This window comes from Prevotella heparinolytica, assembly GCF_002998535.1.
GTDB lineage: Bacteria > Bacteroidota > Bacteroidia > Bacteroidales > Bacteroidaceae > Bacteroides > Bacteroides heparinolyticus.
In genome coordinates this window covers 1,910,395-1,930,108 of record NZ_CP027234.1, presented here as the reverse complement: position 1 = coordinate 1,930,108, position 19,714 = coordinate 1,910,395, and the positions used below count along the sequence as shown (strand labels likewise).

General features: G+C 47.6%; 11 protein-coding genes. 1 reads left to right on the top strand and 10 read right to left on the bottom strand.

Annotated elements, in window-relative coordinates:
- Positions 1-49: 49 nt before the first annotated feature.
- From C3V43_RS07910 to C3V43_RS07865, 10 genes are all read right to left on the bottom strand, one after another.
- Positions 50-1,258 (bottom strand): argininosuccinate synthase, encoded by a 1,209-nt coding sequence (locus tag C3V43_RS07910; protein WP_106069336.1) that lies wholly within the window; start codon positions 1,256-1,258, stop codon positions 50-52.
- Positions 1,259-1,272: 14 nt separating this feature from the next.
- Positions 1,273-1,830, bottom strand: a complete 558-nt coding sequence (locus C3V43_RS07905; protein ID WP_106069335.1) for a GNAT family N-acetyltransferase — start codon at positions 1,828-1,830, stop codon at positions 1,273-1,275.
- Positions 1,831-1,904: 74 nt separating this feature from the next.
- Positions 1,905-2,378: an arginine repressor gene (gene argR, locus C3V43_RS07900; RefSeq protein ID WP_106069334.1), complete on the bottom strand. Its 474-nt coding sequence runs from the start codon at positions 2,376-2,378 to the stop codon at positions 1,905-1,907.
- A 327-nt stretch (positions 2,379-2,705) separates the two neighbouring features.
- The gene (locus C3V43_RS07895) at positions 2,706-4,274 is read right to left on the bottom strand and encodes a sulfatase family protein (RefSeq protein ID WP_106069333.1); all 1,569 of its coding nucleotides are present in this window, start codon (positions 4,272-4,274) and stop codon (positions 2,706-2,708) included.
- 161 nt (positions 4,275-4,435) lie between these two features.
- Complete coding sequence (locus tag C3V43_RS07890; protein ID WP_106069332.1) at positions 4,436-6,076, bottom strand: RagB/SusD family nutrient uptake outer membrane protein; 1,641 nt, start codon at positions 6,074-6,076, stop codon at positions 4,436-4,438.
- Positions 6,077-6,082: 6 nt separating this feature from the next.
- A complete protein-coding gene (locus C3V43_RS07885) occupies positions 6,083-9,370 on the bottom strand; it encodes a TonB-dependent receptor (RefSeq protein WP_106069331.1) in 3,288 nt (1,095 codons plus the stop codon).
- 99 nt (positions 9,371-9,469) lie between these two features.
- Positions 9,470-10,498, bottom strand: coding sequence for a FecR family protein (locus tag C3V43_RS07880; RefSeq protein ID WP_106069330.1), 1,029 nt, complete (start codon positions 10,496-10,498; stop codon positions 9,470-9,472).
- 46 nt (positions 10,499-10,544) lie between these two features.
- Positions 10,545-11,105: an RNA polymerase sigma-70 factor gene (locus tag C3V43_RS07875; RefSeq protein ID WP_106069329.1), complete on the bottom strand. Its 561-nt coding sequence runs from the start codon at positions 11,103-11,105 to the stop codon at positions 10,545-10,547.
- Between the two features lie 330 nt (positions 11,106-11,435).
- Positions 11,436-13,781: a translocation and assembly module lipoprotein TamL gene (tamL, locus tag C3V43_RS07870; protein ID WP_106069328.1), complete on the bottom strand. Its 2,346-nt coding sequence runs from the start codon at positions 13,779-13,781 to the stop codon at positions 11,436-11,438.
- 82 nt (positions 13,782-13,863) lie between these two features.
- Positions 13,864-18,435 (bottom strand): translocation/assembly module TamB domain-containing protein, encoded by a 4,572-nt coding sequence (locus C3V43_RS07865; RefSeq protein ID WP_106069327.1) that lies wholly within the window; start codon positions 18,433-18,435, stop codon positions 13,864-13,866.
- Positions 18,436-19,153: 718 nt separating this feature from the next.
- On the opposite strand from C3V43_RS07865, the gene C3V43_RS07855 reads away from it, so the two are divergent.
- Positions 19,154-19,708 (top strand): RNA polymerase sigma-70 factor, encoded by a 555-nt coding sequence (locus tag C3V43_RS07855; protein WP_106070511.1) that lies wholly within the window; start codon positions 19,154-19,156, stop codon positions 19,706-19,708.
- Positions 19,709-19,714 lie beyond the last annotated feature (6 nt).

Below are 19,714 nucleotides of genomic sequence, written 5' to 3'. Positions count from 1 at the left end.
TGCGTTTCGGATAGTCCGCTTCTGAAAATCCACTCACAAGGCAGAAGAACTAAAATTCTTCGTCCTTATGGTTGGCGTAATAAACCCGTAGCGGGGTGGAGGTCACTTTGATAAAGCCTTTGGCATCTTCCGCCGTCCAGCCTTTCTGCATCTCTCCATATTCTCCGAATTTGGTTTTCACGAGGTCGTCCTTGCTTTCCACTCCCACGGTGGAGAAACTCAGCGGACGCAGTTCCAGAATGACCGTGCCGTTCACGTTGCGTTGCGATGACTCCAGCATGGCCTCGATGTCGCGCATCACCGGCTCCAGATACTGGCTTTCGTGCAGGAACATGCCGTACCAGTTGGCCACTTGGTCTTTCCAGTACTGCTGCCATTTGCTCAACGTATATTTTTCGAGGAAGCGGTGAGCGCCGATAATCAGCATTGCTGCGGCGGCCTCAAAGCCAACACGCCCCTTGATGCCTATGATCGTATCGCCCACGTGCATGTCTCGCCCGATGCCGTAAGCGGCGCCTGTCTCTTCTACTTTCCGGATGGCTTTGATGGGGTCGTCGAAGCGCTCGTCGTTCACGGCTTTCAGTTCGCCTTTCTCGAAGGTGAGGCGCAGCTGTTCGCTGCCTTCTTTCCGGCAGTGCTTCAGGTAGGCGCTTTCGGGCAATCCCTTGGCGGAATCCAGAATCTCGCCGCCGCAGATGCTGGTGCCCCACAGACCGACGTTATACGAGTATTTCAGTTTGGCGAAGTCGGCTTCAAAGCCATGCTTGTTCAGGTAATCAATCTCTTCCTGACGGCTCAGGGCCATGTCACGCGTCAGTGTGATAATTTCCACGCCCGGCGCCATAACCAGAAAGGTCATGTCGAAACGAATCTGGTCGTTGCCTGCCCCCGTAGAGCCGTGGGCAATGGCATCTGCTCCTATCTCGTTGGCATAGCGGGCAATGGCAAGTGCCTGGAAGATGCGTTCGGAACTTACGGAGATGGGGTATGTGCCATTGCGCAGCACGTTGCCGAATACCATGTACTTCAGGCTCTTGTCGTAATACTCCCGCGTCACGTCGAGGGTGACGTATGCTTTTGCCCCCAGCTTATAGGCATTCTCTTCGTTGGTCTTCAGTTGTTCGGTACTGAAGCCTCCGGTGTCGGCGCAAGCCGCGTAAACCTCGTACCCTTTCTCTTTGGCAAGATACATCACCGTGAACGAGGTGTCCAGACCGCCGCTGAACGCCACTACTACTTTCTTCTTTTTTGCTTCCATATCTTTGGCGTTTTTTAGATTTTATCGTCTTCGTGTTGCTTCGGGTCGTAAAGCATTGCCGTGCAGATGCAGAATTTACGCTCCTTAGCCATTAATATATCGTGGTTGATGCAACCTTCGCAACCTTTCCAAAAGGCGTCGTCATCCGTCAGCTCGTTGAAGGTGACGGGAACGTAGCCCAGCTCGGTATTCATCTTCATCACGGCCGCCCCGCTGGTGAGGCTGAATACCTTGGCATTGGGCCATCGCAGGCGTGCCAGACGGAAAGAGGCCGTCTTGATGCGTTTGGCCAGTCCTAATCCTCGGTAATCGGGATGCACTATCAAACCCGAGGTTGCCACGTATTGTTTGTTTCCCCAACTTTCTATATAGGTGAAGCCGGCGAACTCCTCGCCACACAAAGCAATGATGGCTTTTCCTTCCCTCATCTTGGTGGCTACGTATTCGTGTGTACGCTCTGCGATGCCTGTTCCGCGCACCTTGGCTGCTTCGCGGATGGTCTCCAGTATCTTGTCCACGTAAATTTCATGTGAGGCATCTGCCACCATTACATCGATTTGTTTCGAATCCATTTCTATTCATTGATTAGAGATGAAGAACAAGAGAACACCTCTTATCCTTTCATTTTGCTTTTTCATTATATATGTTATTGGATGTTCGGAATGATTTGAGACAGAAAGCCGAGCACCTCGTCGTGCGATGCTGCTTTGTGTAGCACCAGCATAATAGTATCGTCTCCGGCAATGGTTCCCAAGATGGCGGGGCATTCGCGGTTGTCGATGTCGTAGGCCATGCTGCTGGCATATCCGGGGCGGGTGCGGATGACGGCGATATTGCCGGAGAACTGAAGCGAGATGAAACCGCTCGTCATAAGCATCTCACTGGTGCTTTGCTCATTGAGGCGTTTATACATGATGTTGTTGGGCAATACATATACATACTTCCCGTTCATGTTTGCTGCTTTTGCAACTTTCAGCTGCTTCAAGTCGCGTGACAAGGTGGCTTGCGTCAACTCAAAACCTTCCTTTTCCAAAGCAGACAACAATTCTTCTTGTGAACTGAGTTCTTTGCTTGAAATAATCATTTTGATGGCCTCTAACCTACTTGCTTTTTTCTTCATGTTTTGTATAATTATTCTGAGAATGCCGCAAAAGTAGCGATTTTTTGAGATATAATATACAAAAACGGCTAAAATTTGTGGTATTTTTATTCTTTATACTTCTTGCGTAGGGATAGGTTTCTTGATGTCGCCCACGTTTGGCCGATTAATCCGGTGCACAACGTTGCCTGTTTTATCCGGTCAGGAAGCTATTGCGGTTTTTTCTATTGGAGGAAGAGGGGGCTAAAGAAAGGAATATAAAAAGAGTGGGAATAGATGGGATGGGGAAGACTGCCCGTCATTAGGCAAAATTCCACAATGACGGGCAGTCTTTTGCTTTAATCGTGACTATTTTATCTTTATTGTCTTATTACGTACTCTTCGAAGAATATTCTGCATATTATACACAACGTCCGGATGTTGTGAAGCCATATTGACACGCTCGTATCGGTCTTTTTTCATATCATAAAGCTGCGGGGTACTTGAATTTCCGGTTTCAATCTTCGGTCCCCACTGTATCATGGCAGGTCCATCGTTCGGTTCGATGTATTTCCACTCTTTGGTGCGAACGGACAATACATGATTGGCGGCAAGCTCCACTATCCAGGGACGGTCGGTGTTGTCTGTTCCCAGCAGGTTGCCGATGCGGTTATGGCTGTCGGATGCGCTGCCTTGGGGAAAAACGGCATTTACCAAAGCGCCTAAAGAGGCCATCCAGTCGATCTGTGACATCAGTACATCCGATTCACTGCTTTCTTTTATTTTTTTAGGCCAATGCACAATGGTGGGAACAGCAGTGCCTCCTTCAAATGCGCTGTACTTATTCCCTCTCCACGGACCGGAAGGTGTATGTCCGTTCAATAACTCTTCCGCTTTATCGTCGTAACCATCGTCTACTACAGGACCGTTATCGCTCGACAGGATGATTAGTGTGTTTTCTGTTAAACCGAGTTTGTCCAGCGTGTTCATTAGTTGCCCCACAGACCAGTCGAACTGAACGATGGCATCTCCACGCAGCCCCATCGGGCTTTTGCCTCGGAATCGCTCGTGCGGAAAGCGGGGGACATGAATGTCATTGGTGGCAAAGTACATGAAGAACGGTTCGTTTTGATGTTTCCTTATGAACTCTATGGCATGGCTCGTGATGGAGTCTGCTATGTTTTCATCTTTCCAAAGAGCTTTGCCGCCACCTTTCATGAAACCGATGCGGCTGATGCCGTTTACAATGGCCATGTCATGTCCGTGGCTCGGTTTCAGATTATAAAGCAACTCCGGATTTCGGGCTCCCGTAGGCTCTCCCGCGAAGTTTTGTGTATAGCTCACCTCAATAGGGGCAGAAGGGTCATGGTTTGCCACTTTCCCGTTTTCTATAAATACGCATGGGACGCGGTCGGCTGTTGCTGCCATGATGTAGTGGTAATCGAATCCCAAATCTCCTAAGGCGGCAGGGAGCGGAGCATTCCAGTCTTGCCGGGCCGTTTTGTCACCCAGTCCTAAGTGCCATTTGCCGATGGCGCAAGTGGTATATCCGGCGTTCTTGAACATATCTGCCATCGTATATTGTTCGGGGCGGATAATCATTCCGGCATTTCCGGCGGCTACGTCCGTGTCGGGACGGCGCCAGGCGTATTCGCCCGTCAATATGGAATAACGTGAAGGGGTGCTGGTGGCAGCTATGGCATGTGCATTGGTGAAGCGAATGCCCCGGCCGGCCAAACGATTGACATTAGGAGTTTGCACATTTTTTGCGCCATAACATTCTAAATCTCCGTAGCCTAAGTCGTCAGCCAGAATAATGATCACATTAGGTCGTTCTCGGTTGGTCACTTTGTTGCTTTTTATGTTTTGGGCTTTTGTTGGCAAAGCAGAACATACTATCGGTGCGAGAAGAGTGAATGCTAAGTGTTGGTTTTTCATAAGCTGTTTTTGTCGGATAGGTTTTTATAATCCTTTTTTCAGGTGCAGAATCACACAGCACTCACTATATTCATTTACAGAATCGTATGAATACCGGGCAATTCTGCTCCTTATTATGTTGCAGGCGTCTTTTTTTTGACGCACCTCCTTGATGATTGGAATTATTCGCGCAAGTTAGGATTTATATTTTGTTCAGACAATGGAACGGGCCATCTGTAATCTTGAGGATTGCGAAAATCCCGCCTTCCTACATACCAACGGAAATGGCCTGTCGGGTCTATAAACTTACTGGAGGACGCATAGGCTTTAGAATTAGGATAAGGAGCACCCCATACCTCGCCGACAAGCACCTCGTGAGCTATATTCCAGCGTAGCAAATCCCAATATCTTATACCTTCGTAGGCCAATTCGATACGACGTTCCCGACGAACCAATTCACGCAATTTATCCGGGTTCGTTTCTGTAATTGGCGGCATCTTTACGTCGGCACGTCCGCGCACAAGATTAATGGTTGCATTCAATAAAGACTGTTCGATGGCCTGTCCGCTTTCGATCATACATTCCAGATAGCTTAGCAATACTTCTGCATATCTGATGACGGGAGTCACGGCACTATAGCTCTTTAAATCGTTGATAGGATTCCCATCGAAATATTTGCGCCACATAAAGCCTGTTCTGGATGCTTCAGAAGAATAATCCAACCGTTCTTTTTTTGACGCTTCATAGTCCGGATGCATGCGATATTCCGTTCCCATGAAAGTTGCTCCGTTGTAATAAATGGTATAGTCCAAGCGTGGGTCACGGTCTTTACCTAAACTTTTGGGGTCGTAGCGCGGGTCGTCATAGCTGAACGGAGTTCCGTCTTTGAACTCATAAGACTCGAATAGCCCCGCCGATGGGTTGGACAAACTCCATCCGCCATCTTTGGCAGACAAAATATGTTGGGGGACGCCGCAACCAAAGTAGTTTTCCAGATAAGAGATATAGAAGATGTTTTCTTGATTGCCTACTCCGGTTTCTGGCATGAAAAGTTCCTTGTAGGTCGGATGGATCGAGTTGTCGCCATAACTGATTATTTCTTTATATGCGGCAGCACCCTCTGCCCAATTTTGCTTGAGCATGCAGGTTCTGCCCAGAAAAGCCAAAGCGGCTTGTTTGCAGGCACGGCCTGTTTGACTGTTGGGAATGTCTTTAAAGCGTGGAAGATTTGCAGCTGCTTCCTTGAATTCGGTCATACACCAAGACAAAATATTGGCCTGTGTTTCTTTCGTAACCGTATTCGCTTCCTCACCGCTCAATGTCCTGGTTACTAATGGTACATCTTTGAAATAGCTTGCCAAATAATGATATTGAGTGGCACGCAGGAAGCGGGCTTCGGCAATCATCCGTGTTTTTCGTTCCGAGTCGGGAGCGGTGGCAATACCTTCGAGGAAGCGATTGCACAAGCCTATGCGCTTGTAGGCCGAGGACCAATAGTTCTTGATAAAAGCGTTATTGTTCAGTAACTTGCCGCTGGATATGCTGAAGAACGGATTGTTCTCGCCGCGACGGTCGTAGGCATTGTCCGTCAAGTGCTCCATAAACAGCAAGCCGTGATATGACCAGAAATCGGAGACATTAAATTCCACTCCGTTTGTAATACTGCCTCTGTATAAGGACGTCAACGCCAATTCGGCATTTTTATCATCATTCCAGAATTTATCTTCCGACAAATCTGTTAAAGGATAGCGCTCCAAATCACATGCCTGAAATGAAAATGAAGCAGAGAAAACTGTAAGAACTATATATATAAATCTTTTCATAAAGCATTAGAATTTTAATATTAATCCCATGGTATAAGTCGACATAGTAGGATAGTATTGCCCGTCGTTGTCCGTATTTTCAGGATCCCATCCTTTACGATAGCTCTTGAAAGTGAAAGGATTGTCCATCGACAGATAGAAACGTATGCCGTTTGTTCTCAGCTTTTTTGCTGTTTGGATGGGCAATGTATAGCCTAACGAAACATTGCGTACTTTTAAGTAGGAAGCATCCAATACCCAAAAGTCCGAAGTCAAAGTATTGTTGCTGCCGGCATTAGACATGACTTCCAATCGGGGATATTCAGGGTAACGGTTGTCTTGCTGCACATTCCAACAATTCTCCATTTGCCATTTCTGGATATTTCCTTCCTGATAGAAAGCGTGGCCTGCATAGACAGACAGCATGCCTTGTACTTTGGCAACTCCTTGAAGCAATACGCTAAGGTCGAAGCCCTTATACTCTCCGCCAAAGTTCAGGCCGAAAGTGTATTTAGGAATACGGGAACCTAAGAATACTTTATCGTCCGGCGTAACCTTACCGTCTCCGGTGGTGTCAACGTAGCGGATGTCTCCGGCTTTAGAGCCTTTGGCTATCGCGCTTTGGTCGTGCCAGTCTTTTACTTCATCATTCGTGAGGAAAACGCCGTCTGTCTTGTAACCATAAAACATCTGCATCGGATAGCCGATGAACAAGTCGTTGCCATTACCTATCATGCCATTGTTCTGGGTAACATTTCCCATTCCCAATGTCAGCACTTTATTCTTGATGATGGAGAAATTGCCGTTGATATGATAACGGAACTTACCAATTGTGTTTTGATGTCCAATTTCAAACTCCCAACCTTTATTCTCCAGCTCACCGGTATTCACTTGAGAAACACTCAAGCCGAAAATGGAAGAGTAGCTTGCGGCTGGTTTGTATAATACATCTGTGGTTTTTCGGTAGAAATACGATGCATTGAATGTCAGTTTGTTGTTGAAGAAAGATGTTTCAATGCCGATGTCGGCCGTGCGGGTACGCTCCCATTTCAGAGTAGGGTCAACGTAAGTGGTGACGGCTGCTCCTTGTGTATAGACACCGCCAAATACATAGTTCTGTGCCTGACTTAATGCGTAGACAGACTGATAGGGATAGTTTCCGATGTTGTTGTTACCCAATACGCCATAAGAGGCTTTCAGCTTCAGGTTGTTGATAAAAGCCAAGTGCTCGTTCTCTTTCCAGAATTGTTCTTCTGAAATGCGCCATCCGGCAGCCACAGAAGGGAAGAAACCGTACTTGCTGTTTGTCGGGAAACGGGAAGAGCCGTCATAGCGCATGGTGGTTTCAAATAAATAACGTTGGTCGTAGTTGTAAGTCAAACGGCCGAATATGGATTGCAAAGCCCAATCATAACCTCCACCCTGATTGGTCTGTCCGTCTGCTCCACCGGCATTTAAGAAAGGCACGTCATCAGAAGGGAAATTGTTACGGGTTCCCGACAAGTTACGCTGTCCCTCGTCTTCCCATGTATATCCCACCAATGCGGCAACGTTGTGCTTGCCTAAGGTCTTTTCATAATCGGCCACGGCCTGAAAGGTCTTATAGACCGTGCGTGCCATCTCATCGTTCAATGTCGAAGGGCCAGTGCTCTTTCCACCGGTGAGAACCATGTCGCAACGATAATGGCGGACATGTCCCAACGTATAGTTATAACCTCCGATTACTTTCAGTCTCAGGCCGCTTATCGGTTGATACGACAGTTCGATGTTGTTTGTAAACTTATCATAATCTTCACTGTATGTCGATGCGCAATTCATCCATGCCACAGGTGTTCCTTGCAGTTTAGGGCCTAAGCCTATTTCGCCATTCTGTAGATAAGTCGGGGTTAAGCCCGGAAAACGGACAGCATTGGATATGATACCTTTAAATCCTCCGTTGTCCAAGATGCCCGGAGTAGACGGCTCGTGACGGTCGGAAGCCATTCCGCTCAAGTGGATTTGCAGTCTTAAGTTCTTTGTCAATTCTGCGCTTAGGTTGACACGCCCGTTATAGCGGTTATAATAGTTGCGAGCCAGCAAACCGTTTTGGCGCAAGTAGCCCAGCGATGCCATGTATTGTACTTTTTCCGTACCGCCGCTGACGCTCAATTCGTGCTTGGTTTGCAGTGCATGCCCTCCCAATAGGTCTTCGAGATACCTTTCGTCTGCATAGTTGTCAGGGTCTGCCCCGTCGCGATATTTTTGAATCATTTCGGGGGTGTACGAATTGGTTTGCGTGGCCATATTATAAAATTCCGCGTATTCATATGAATGGGCCAGTTCGGGCAACTCCGTAGCCTGACTCATACCTACCGAACCATTGTAGGTAATGTGGGCCTTACCTTCCTTTCCTTTCTTGGTTGTGACTAAAATGACGCCGTTTGCAGCGCGTGAACCATAAATGGCAGCAGAAGAGGCATCTTTCAAAACCGAAATGTTGTCAATGTCGGCCGGTGTCAAATCGCTTAAAGAGCCGGGAAGCCCATCCACCAAGATTAAAGGGTTGGGCGTTGCTCCGAATGAGCCGACACCGCGGATGCGGATGGTGCCGGCATCTTGTCCCGGATTACCGTTGGCCTGCGTAATGGTTACGCCCGACATCTGTCCGGTCAGCATATTGGAGACGTCTGCCACGGCACGCGATTCCAGTGCTTTGCTGTCTACCGCTGCAATGGAACCGATTACGTTGACTTTCTTTTGCGAACCATATCCCACAATCACTACTTCGTCCAGCGTTGCCGCATCTTCTTTCAGAACAATGTTAAGAGAGGATTGGTTGCCCACGGCAACGTCCAGCGTATTGTATCCGACATATGATATTTGCAGAACGGCATCGGCCGGAACAGACAAATCGAAATTCCCATCTATGTTTGTGATGGTTCCGATGGTGGCATCTCCTTTCAGAATCACGTTGGCGCCGATGATGGGCTCTCCGGCCGAATCTTTAATGCTGCCTCTGATTTTTCGGTTTTTCTCTTTCTGGGTGATGACGATATAGTTGTCCGTCACTTGATATGAATAATCGGTCCCTTTCAGCAAATCAGATAAGACCTGTAATACGTCTTGCTCTTTTTGATTCAGAACAACCTGCCTGTTGATGTCTAATTGGGAGGTGTTATAAGCAATCTTATACTTCGAAACTGATTCGATTTTTTCAAACGCTTGCTTTAAAGACAGACGTTCTCCATTGAAGGAAACTTTCTGTGCATTGACCGGGAAACTGCCGACTAAGGCCAATGCCATAGTCCATAATACTCTGACTAATTTCTTCTTCATTTTAATTAGATTTAGTAACAAAAAAGGTGTACGTACATTATAAAGACCGCATGAGAAGAAACTACACCTAAGAGTATTTTGTTAATAAACGCTAACGGCTCACTTTACGTATATGTTTTTGTCCGCAATCTCATATTCTATGCCCGGAATCAATATCTTTATGATTTGAAGTACATGCTCTAACGATTCGTCCTTGTTGAAATGAACTCTCAGGCTTTGATTTTGGTAAGCAGACGTGTGTAGTTGGAATTTTACTCCGTAGACACGCTCCAGTGTATGCAATACATCGCTGAACGGTGTGTTGCCGAAGAAGAGTCCACCCGTCTTCCAGTTGGAGTACAATGCGGTGTTGATCTTATGCCGTTGTATCTTTCCGGTGGCGGGTGTATAGATTAATTGGTCGTTAGGCTCTAAAAAATATTCTGCCGGTTGTTCATTCACTTTCACCTGCAATTTTCCGGTCTCTAAAGTGGCCATTACCTGATTGTTGTCAGGGTAGGCAGAAACGTTGAATGTGGTGCCGAGCACCTTCAGGGTCAAATGATTGGTCGTGACGGTGAAAGGATGCTCTTTGTCTTTTGCGACCTCAAAAAATGCTTCTCCCGAGAGATAGACACTCCGGGCTTCAGAAGCGAATGTGGAGGGATAAATCAATAATGTTCCCGCATTGAGGCACACTTTACTTCCGTCGGGCAAAAGCACTTCGTTGCGTGTTCCTATGGCGGCATAATGTTGCACGTAAGTCACTTCGGACAGCTTTTGTGCCACATAGCTTTGGGTAGAGTAATAGTAGTAGGCAGAAAGGCATGCCATGATTAGGGGGATGGTCCAAAAGGCAGCCACCCTGACCGGACTGATCCTTCTCAGAATCTGCTTGCGTTTGGGTGCTGCCACGGATTCTGTTCGCTTTTCATCTTTGATAGAAGACTCTAACTGATGAAAAGCCTTCTCTATTTTCTCTTCGGGGCAGGAGGCATTGTTCAATTTGTTCCAGATACGTGCAACGGCTTCTTCCCTCATTTTATCTTCTGTAGGAGAAACCATGCGTCTATATACCCGGGTTGCCATTTCGTCGGAGACATCATGATGAAAGAAGAAGTCTATTATCTTATGTATGTAGTTATTCATTTTTCGTATTATATATTATAGAAGACATCCGGATGCTGCGTCACACCTAAGCCGACAATATTAAATAAAGTAAAACGGAGAGCGAAAGGGTTTCTCTAAGTTCGTTCAGAGCAATGTTCAGATGATTTTCCACTGTCTTTTTCTGTATTCCCAGCTTTTCTGCTATTTGTTCGTTGGATAGCCCTTTCTTTCTGCTTAATTCATAAATCAGTTTTCTTTTGGGCGGCATTTTGCTCACCACCATATCCATCAGCAGTTGCAGGTCTTTCGCTATCAGCTCGTCATGGGGCGTATATTCGTCGGATGTTTCCGGGATGTTGTTTTCATTCCATGACACATCAGTCTTTTTTGCCGAAATATAATTGTAGACCGTATATTTGGTTAGCGTAAACAGATAAGAGTCAAAATGATGAACCTTGAGAAAAGCCTCTCTCTTTTCCCATAGCTTGATGAATACAATTTGGGTTAAATCCTCCGATTCGTACGCATCCTTTATAAATCCTCGTATAAAAGCATATACTTTAGGATAAAACAGCTTGAATATCCGGTGGAAGGCTTCATGGCTGCCGGAGGCAAATTCCTCTACAACTTCTGGCTCTGGAATCATTGTCGGGATTAATTCAAATGAAACGGGTGTAAAAGTAAAGAATTTATTGTTAAAATCCAATAAAAGAAACTCTTCCTTTATGTACTTTTCTCAATACTGAAGTTACTGAAGTTAGTATAGGATAGATATCAGATGTTAGATATATCTCCACCGTGCAGCATGTATATGCCGAGCGTGCTGCATCTATACTTCCAGCAGAGGGCATCAAGATAGAATGTGTGCAATGTGCTTGTTATGTCAAATATGGATAAGGCCGTTTTGCCGGCTTCCGCTTTATAAAGGTAAGGTATCAAAAAAAAAGAAATGATTATCTTTTGTTTTCAAGTTTCCTTAAAAAGGATAACCGATGGCAAAATGCAATGCCATGCTATCCTTAAAACGGGGGATATTGTAGTAGCCCGACTTTCCGGTGTCATACGGATTGTGCAGTCCGATGCCCAGGTCCAGACGGAAGACCAGAAAATCCATGTCATAGCGCAGGCCGGCGCCTGTTCCCAAAGCTATCTGTTTGGGAAAGTTTTTCCAAGTTAGTTCGCCGTTCGGACGGTTTTCATCCTTGCGTATCAGCCACACGTTGCCGGCATCCAGAAAGATGGCTCCGTGCAAATCGCTGATGATGCGAAAGCGATACTCCAGATTGGCTTCCATGCGGATATCACCTACATGATTGATGTAAGTGTACTTTTGAGTATCTTCGGGCGGATAGCCTCCGGGACCTACGCTGCGCACCGAGAACGCTCTTACGCTGTTGGCACCTCCGATGTAGAATTGTTCCGTGTAGGGAGCAGTCATTGCATTTCCGTAAGAGCGGATTACCCCGGCTGCAATGCGCGAAGCTATCTTGTTATTACGGTCTATTCGATAATGATAGCGAAACTCTGAATTCAGTTTCAGGAATTGGGCGAAAGGCACACCGAAGAGCTCTTTCCCCTCCTTTTTGAAGGATTGTCCGAACAGACGGTAAACTGCTGACGTGAGATTGCCGGCCGACACGATGGACGTCTGCCACCAGATGGGGTTACGCTTTCCGCGCACCGAGGCATTATCGTATGTATAAGTATACTCCATTGCTGGGATGAACTGGTCGCGCAGACTGACGTAGAGTGCCGGATTTTTGGCACGTAGTGCATCGAATTCTGCTGTGGGGTTCTGCAATACATTGAATGTCAGTCTGAAGGGGGTAATACTGTGCTTGGTGGTAGGTTTGGGCTGGAAATCATAAGTGACATTCCCTCCGAAAGCCAGCAGTTTGTAATATTTGGCCCGGTTCATTTGGTTGGCATACAGACGGAAAGTGGTTGTGGCAGGAAAATCATATTCGCGGTCACCCATACGCGGAAAGACCACGCGCGGGAAGATAAGCGAAGAGGAGATACCCATCTCGTAACTGTTCATCAGAGAAGAACGGTCCTTCCCCGTCTGCCACTCATACGAACCATTCAACTTTACATTCCAGCTCTCACCACCGCCGAAAACGTTATTCTTCGTTACCGTAAAAGAGGCACTGGGGCCGGTCTGGCTGTTACTCTTCATCACGACATTAAAGTCCAATTCGGCATCGTATGGCTTGTCGAAAGCGGCAACGATTTTCATATCCAATGTGTCGGAGGCGAATGTCGTGTCGCGTGGTATATATAGCATCTCCGCATAGCGGAATATGCCTACATTTGCAAGACGTTCCTGCACACGGGTCTGCCGATACAAGCTATACATATTTTGCATGGACCGTCGGCGGGCAATGCCTGCACTGTCTTGCAACTGGCGTTTACGGCGATAACCCTGATAGTTCAGCCATCGGTAAAGCATGTTGGGACGCACCCGTAGCTTGTCGTGATAGTGGATAGTCAAATCTTTGTATGTTATGCTGTCATTGGGTTCTTCTCCTTGCTTTCCAAGCAGATGCACCGATGTCTCGCCCACGTAGAAGGGCTTCTCAGCTATCTTGGGCATACCGGGCACCGGTGTCATGCGCATCTGCACATGTCCTCCGGGCACCATTGTCGTATCTGCCTGGAATGTCAGGTAGTCCGGACGGAAGTAATAACAGCCCACATTGCGTAGCAAAGTACTGATGCGGGTGCGCTCTCCGTCCAAATCGACAACATTGAACTGCTCTCCCGGGCTGATCAGCGAATAGCGGCGTCCCATCTCCATGATACGGGTAGAGCGTTGGCTGAATCCCCGATAACACACCGTATCTATAAAATAGGGATTACGCATATCTACCGTATATTGCAGCTTCACTTTCAGTGAATCTTTCGGGTTTACGAAAGTCTTATAACTTACTTTCCCATTGAAATAGCCATAATCGCGCAGCAAGTTGGCGGCAGCTTTCCGGCGAATATCCGGATTGACGGTAGAGAGCAATACCGGAGTGGCGGCAAACTTATCAAAAATCCATTTGCCCGGTCCTTTCTCATACTTCTGAAAGCTGTTGTACACCCATAAGCCCAAGGGAAAAGGGTAGCGTATGCCGAAGATTGAGTTGTTGGGAGCTTTGTAAAGAGCAGCTTCGACTTCCACCATCGCCGTTTCTCCAACCGATGTCTTGCCCGGATTCAGGAATATCGTGGATTTCTGCCCGGTGTACAGCACTTCTCTCTCAGGCAGATGCTTTGTAGTAGAGCAAGCTACGAGGAGCATTATGCTTATTATGTGTATTATCAGTCGTCTCATTCTTTTTCTGTTCTTGTCGTTATAAAGATGCAGGTATTCTTTCCGTGAATTATGAAGGCATCGCATAAGCCGGTAAGGACACTCACTCCGTCAAAGCTTTCTTCCTCCTTCTGAAGATGAAAAGCTCGCCCAAACGCTCCATCTTCTTGCGGAGTACAAGGCCGACGCCCGTTTCGGTTATCTCACCGTCGAGCACACTTTCATAGTTCTTATCATAAAAGATGCGCACATAGCGGGTACCCGACATATCGAGGCGATATTCCAACGAAATATTGTCGATGAACGATTCTCCACTATTCGTCGCATTGGCTCCGGTAGATACCTTGCCACCGATGATGATTTGCACACGGTCGTTGAAGAAACGCTGTGAATAGCGGAAGCTGAAGTCTTTCTGTATATCACCGGTCTCGGCTGACTTGTGGTCTTCCACTCCCACGCTGATATTGGCATTCTTCAGCCCTCCGGCAAGAGAGTTTATCTGGCTTTGAAGCACGCTGTTCAGTGCAGCACCCATCGTCAGGCCTCCTCCTTTGGCACCGCTGTTCAGGTAGATGCCCGTGGCAAGCATGGCAATGGCCTGTTTACTGCGTTCTTCGGCTCCCATGCTTTGCAACTCGTTCTCTACCGTGGCATCTTCGGGTGCGGAAATGTCGAAAACGAGTTCGGGCGAATCCAAACGATTCTTGATGGATATGGATACATCAAAGTTCACCATGCGCGAGGCATTACCGTCCGCACCGTCCGATACGGAAGCACGCACGCGTTCTGTGGCTTTGAGGTTCAAAGTGGGATTCGTGACATTGCCTCTCCAGTCTACGTAACTGCCCGGGATGAACCGGAATGTCTTCAACGGGATGACAGGCAGCGAGTATTTCATCGAACCGCCCGAAAGCGTATAGCGTCCTGTAAGGGTCATGTCTCCCTGCGGGGTGTACTGCAAATTCAGGTCGCCTCCTCCTTCTAATTCAACATACTTGCTGCGGTCAGGACTCAAGTCGGCGCGCAGGCGTACGGCGTCGTCTATGTGGACGGACATCAACATATTCAATCCTCCTAAGGACATGGTCGGAGTGTCTGTCCCCTTCACCGAAGCGGTATCGGCAAAGGAAGTAAAGGTCACCAGTCCGTCAAGACGATCTTCCACCGTAAGCGGAGAATCGGTCAGGACATACGTGACGTTCGTATTGCCAAGCAGATTCATGTTGCCACGCATGGTCAACCCATCGAGCGGCCCTCTTACTGTGGCACGCAGGTCAACGAACACTTTTCCGTAGATTAAACTCTCGCGGGTGCGTCGTGCATCCAGCAGCGTATAGTTCTCAGCCCTTAGGTTGAGGTTGGCAGTAGGGTGTTCCGGGTTTCGGAAATTGATGTTCCCATCGATGGTGAACGGATTCTGGCTCGTTGTGTAAATGGCAAACTTATCAAACGCCAGACGGTTGTCTCTTATCTGCAAGGGACGGTTATCCAACCGATAGCGTGCTCCTGCCTGACGGGCATAAACAGATACGCTGTCCAATAATATGTCACCGTTGACCTTGGGCTTATCAAGCGTTCCGCTGATCTGTAATCCTCCACCCACACCTCCGGTGAATGCCACCATGCGGTCGGGGATAAAAGCATTCGCCATCTTCAACGGGAAATGTTCAAAGTCGGTAGTGATTTCCAATGAGTCCTTACCGCCCTTCCGGGTCAGGACGCCGTCGGCCGTCATTACCTGCCGGTTGTCGCAAGTGAAATAGGTATTCAGGTAATGTTTGTTCTTATCACCGGGCAGCCAAGTGATACCCAGTCCCAAGTCGCCCACAGGTTGCCGTTCGTATGTCAGTTTCTCTATATTGGCTTCGGCAGATATTTGCAGGGAAGTGGCGGTTTGCACATAGCTGACTTCGGTAGAGAATAACCCGGTCAGTCGCGGCATATAAGGAAGCACGTCTGTAAGTTCGTTCAGGCGTAGACGAATCAATTCGAGGTTGATGTTCTGCAACGAAAGGGTGTCGCTCCTGTCGGACTGCATGCGGAAGCATAGGCCGTCGTCACTGTCCATATCTACATTGGCATAGACGCGCATGTTCTTATGCAGGTAAATCCAATTGCTCTCATCCACAAAACGGAACTTGCGGAAAGCGATGATGGGCTCGGCAGGCGTCACACGCAGCAGGAGTCCGTCTCCCTTGCCATGCCCTTCGGTCAACGACCGTGCGTTGAGGCCAAGCAACACACCGGTTTTCCCTTGCTTATCGGTATAATTCATGGTCAGTTCCGCATCTTCATTGCGAATCTCTCCCGTCAGCGTACTGCGAAAGACGAACTGAGGGTTCTTGGGGCCGTTGATGACACCGCCCTGTAACTTCATGCAAGCAGTATCTTGTTTCACGTCGAAGAAAATGGTGTCAAGTTGCAGGGAGTCCACACGCAGTTTATGGATGGCCGTGCGTCCGTTGATGCCGAGTTCGGGAGTGAAATCGAATCCCAAACTCATGTCATCGAACGAGACATCCTGCGTTGCCAAATAATAGCTGACCGGATTCCTGTTTCCTGCAGAGAGCTGCATGTCGGCCGTTGGAAGTACTTGGCGGAGGTCGGCGTGATTCAGCTTCCTTGCTTGTAACTGCTTCATCAGCATTGTAGAGAATTCATCGGACTGTGCCAAGAATTTTTTCAAAGAGCAGTGTGCCTTGAATCGCAAATTCAAGTCGCCGGCATCGAGTTTGAGGTTGACGGAGTCACGTCCGGTTTCTGCTCCCAGCCGGAAAGCGAACGGATACTTCAAGGGGCGGGGGGCAAAGCCCAATTTATGTAGGTCCACGTCCTCCACATCAATCTGTAGTCTACCGTCCGGATACTTCCGGTCGAGGCGCATATTCACATCTCCACGCATCTTCAGCAAAACGTTGTTGCCGGCCAAGTGTACGGTGGCTACGGATGAACGGAGAGATGCACGTAGGTCTACATCGGAGATATTCCAATATCCGTATTGCAGTTTTTCCAGCGAGGCATCCAATTCGGCAACGGCCTTGCGGGATGTGAAGTCTATGCCTTTTCCTTTGGCTGATACATTTGCCGACAAGGTATAGATGGAGTCTTTGGGCAGGAAGTGATGGATTTGTAAAGCATCGGCCACCAAATCGGCATGATAGGCCTCGGTGGAAAGATCATAAGAGACATCAAGGTTAAGAACCCCTTCCTGCTCTTGCAGTTTAAAGGCGGTCGTGCATTGCGAACCGTCCAATGCAAAGCGAGCTGTCAGGTTCATGCTGTCGGGCACCGCAACGGAACCATCGGGAGTATGTCCGGCAAGTCTTGTCAGGAAGTTCAGGTCTTGCGTCTGCATTTCGAGGTCAATGCTTCCGTTGCGCTTCAGGCTGTCTGCCAAATTCCGGAATTCACCGCTTCCGTTCAGGGAAAACGCACCGGGCAGGTCGGCGGTGAGGCGGGATAATCGTAATTGTTTCGGGCTTCCTTCCACACCGGCATGAATCACTAAAGGACGGAAAGGATAGGCTTCTTTGAAGCTTTGGGGCAATCCGCCGGCAAACAGCAGCATGTCCTGCTTGCCGATGCGGGCATGCAGGCGGGCAAATAGGTCTCCGGTAGCGGACAAAGTAAGCGCTTCACGGTGGGCATGCGCAGCAAAGCTCATCTCGCTATGCGACGTGAGCAGCTTCAGTGAAGGGATGCGGATGCGGGTGGAATCGGCAAAGAAATGTCCGGTAAGGGAAGTGATACTCAGTCCGGAACGTTCGTACATGGAGCATTCGCGAATAACGGCATTCATTTCTTTGCTCCCATACAACATTGAGTCGATGGAAAGGCGGATGTCGTGAAGAGCAATGTGCGAAGGGTCGAAACCTTCGGTTGGTTTCACATTCGTACTGTCTGCCGGCATTGCGGTATGGAAAGTTATATGGCCGGTGTCATAGCTCACGGAAGCCCCTGACAACAGGAAACGGCGCCAGCCATAAAAATGCCGTTTCAAATCGGCATCGGCATTGTTCAGCTCGGCATTGGCAATGTGTGTGGTCAGGTACATGGAGTCGAGAGGCATGCGCAAATCGACGGAGACGTTTTTCAGCTTCAGGGCATGAAGGGAAATTCGCCAATTCAAGGCTGTTTCGGCAGTATCTTTCGGGGTTTGGGAGGTATCGGCCAGTATCACTTGCATGTGGGTGTCACTCAGCTGTACGTCACCCAGCACGGCTTCTTCCGTATTCAGGTCTATGCCGTGAGTTGCAAGGAAAAAGTGCCCCAGCGCACCTTTTATCCGGATACCCTCCAGTAAGTTCGAAGAGTTTACTGTTGCTTGTTTCAGGCTGACGCCGTCCACCTTTATCTTTCCTTCCAGCAACGGCCATGCTTGTATGCGCACGTTTAAACTTCCGAGGCTTAGCAACGTATCAGGGTGTTGTACATGGCGGACACTGTCTTCGGGTTGCACCACCAACACACCGTGTACCAGCAAGTTCAAAGGAAAGCGCAGGTCGATTCGTTCCACGGAAATGTCCATACCCGTGGCATGCGATGCGATTGCTGTGGCCTGTTTTCGTATGAAGTTCTGCACGGGAGGCACATAAAGCAATATCATCAGCAATACAAACAGCAGTATAGGAGTAAGCAATAACCAAAGTACCGCCTTCAACCATTTTTTTTTCATCGCGGACATCATTAGGGCGTGATATATCAAGAACCTGCGGATTTTCCTTTTCTGTTTCTATCGGCTTCTTCATTGGTTCTTTTCTTTTTCTTATAAAAGTGTCCGAAGAAACATCTGCAAGATGCCGGCAGGAACTAAAGTTCTGCAAAGTAAATAAAATCTTGCGATATTCGATATAAGCGGTCTTCATATAATGAACCTTAATTTCGCAGTCCTTTTTCTTGTGAGAAAAATGACTGCGGAATTAATGGAAGAGAAAAACATTTACATCTTAGATGTCTCTCCTCTTCACCTCGGCTCGCTATATAGATGCCCTTGGCTGGAAATATATATGCAGCACGCTCGGCATATATTCGCAGCGAGGTGGATATATATATACATCAAAGCCGTCATACAGATATCTCTCGCAAGGGAAGCCTCTCGATAAACACTTAGTACTAATTCTCAACAAAAAACATCGCGATTGAACAAAACACTAAAAAAAGGCTCAATTCCAAAAGTTCCCACGGACTTTTGGAATTGAGCGTAAACTGCTTATCTTTGCGGAATCGAAAAATTGGTGCAGAAAACAGTTTCTCCAGTCACGAATCCACAAAGCCTGCTTTCTTTTTTTGTGACGCATAGCACACTGCCGTGTTTTTCTGGCTTTCGCATGATAAGCGTTTTGAAGAAACGAATCATACCCTTGACTGTTAATGCCGAAAATACTATAAAAAAGATGGAAAATAATGATAGGCGGATTGAAATACAGTTTCAGAGTTTTTTTACTGCATATTTCCCAACTGTAAAAAACTTCGCCCGAATGCTACTCAAGTCCGAGGACGATGCGGAGGATGTGGCACAGGACGTCTTTTGCAAACTTTGGACCAAACCCGAACTGTGGCTGGACAACGACCGTGAACCGGACAGCTACCTCTTTACCATGACCAAGAATATGGTGCTCAACATCTTTAAGCACCGACAGGTAGAACAAGACTACCAAACGGAACAGGCCGAAAAAACATTTCTTTATGAACTGACAGAAAAAGAAGGAATCCTGAATGACGTATATTATAAGGAGATGTTGCTGATTATCCGGCTCACTCTGGAGAAGATGCCCAAACGCAGGAGGGAAATTTTCGAGTTGAGTCGTTTCAGCGGATTAAGTCACAAGGAAATAGCCGGAAAACTCGATATTTCCATACGTTCCGTAGAACATCAAGTTTACTTGGCATTGATCGAATTAAAGAAAGCGCTACTCTTTTTTATCATTTTGGCAAATATTTTTAAGTAGTGTGCC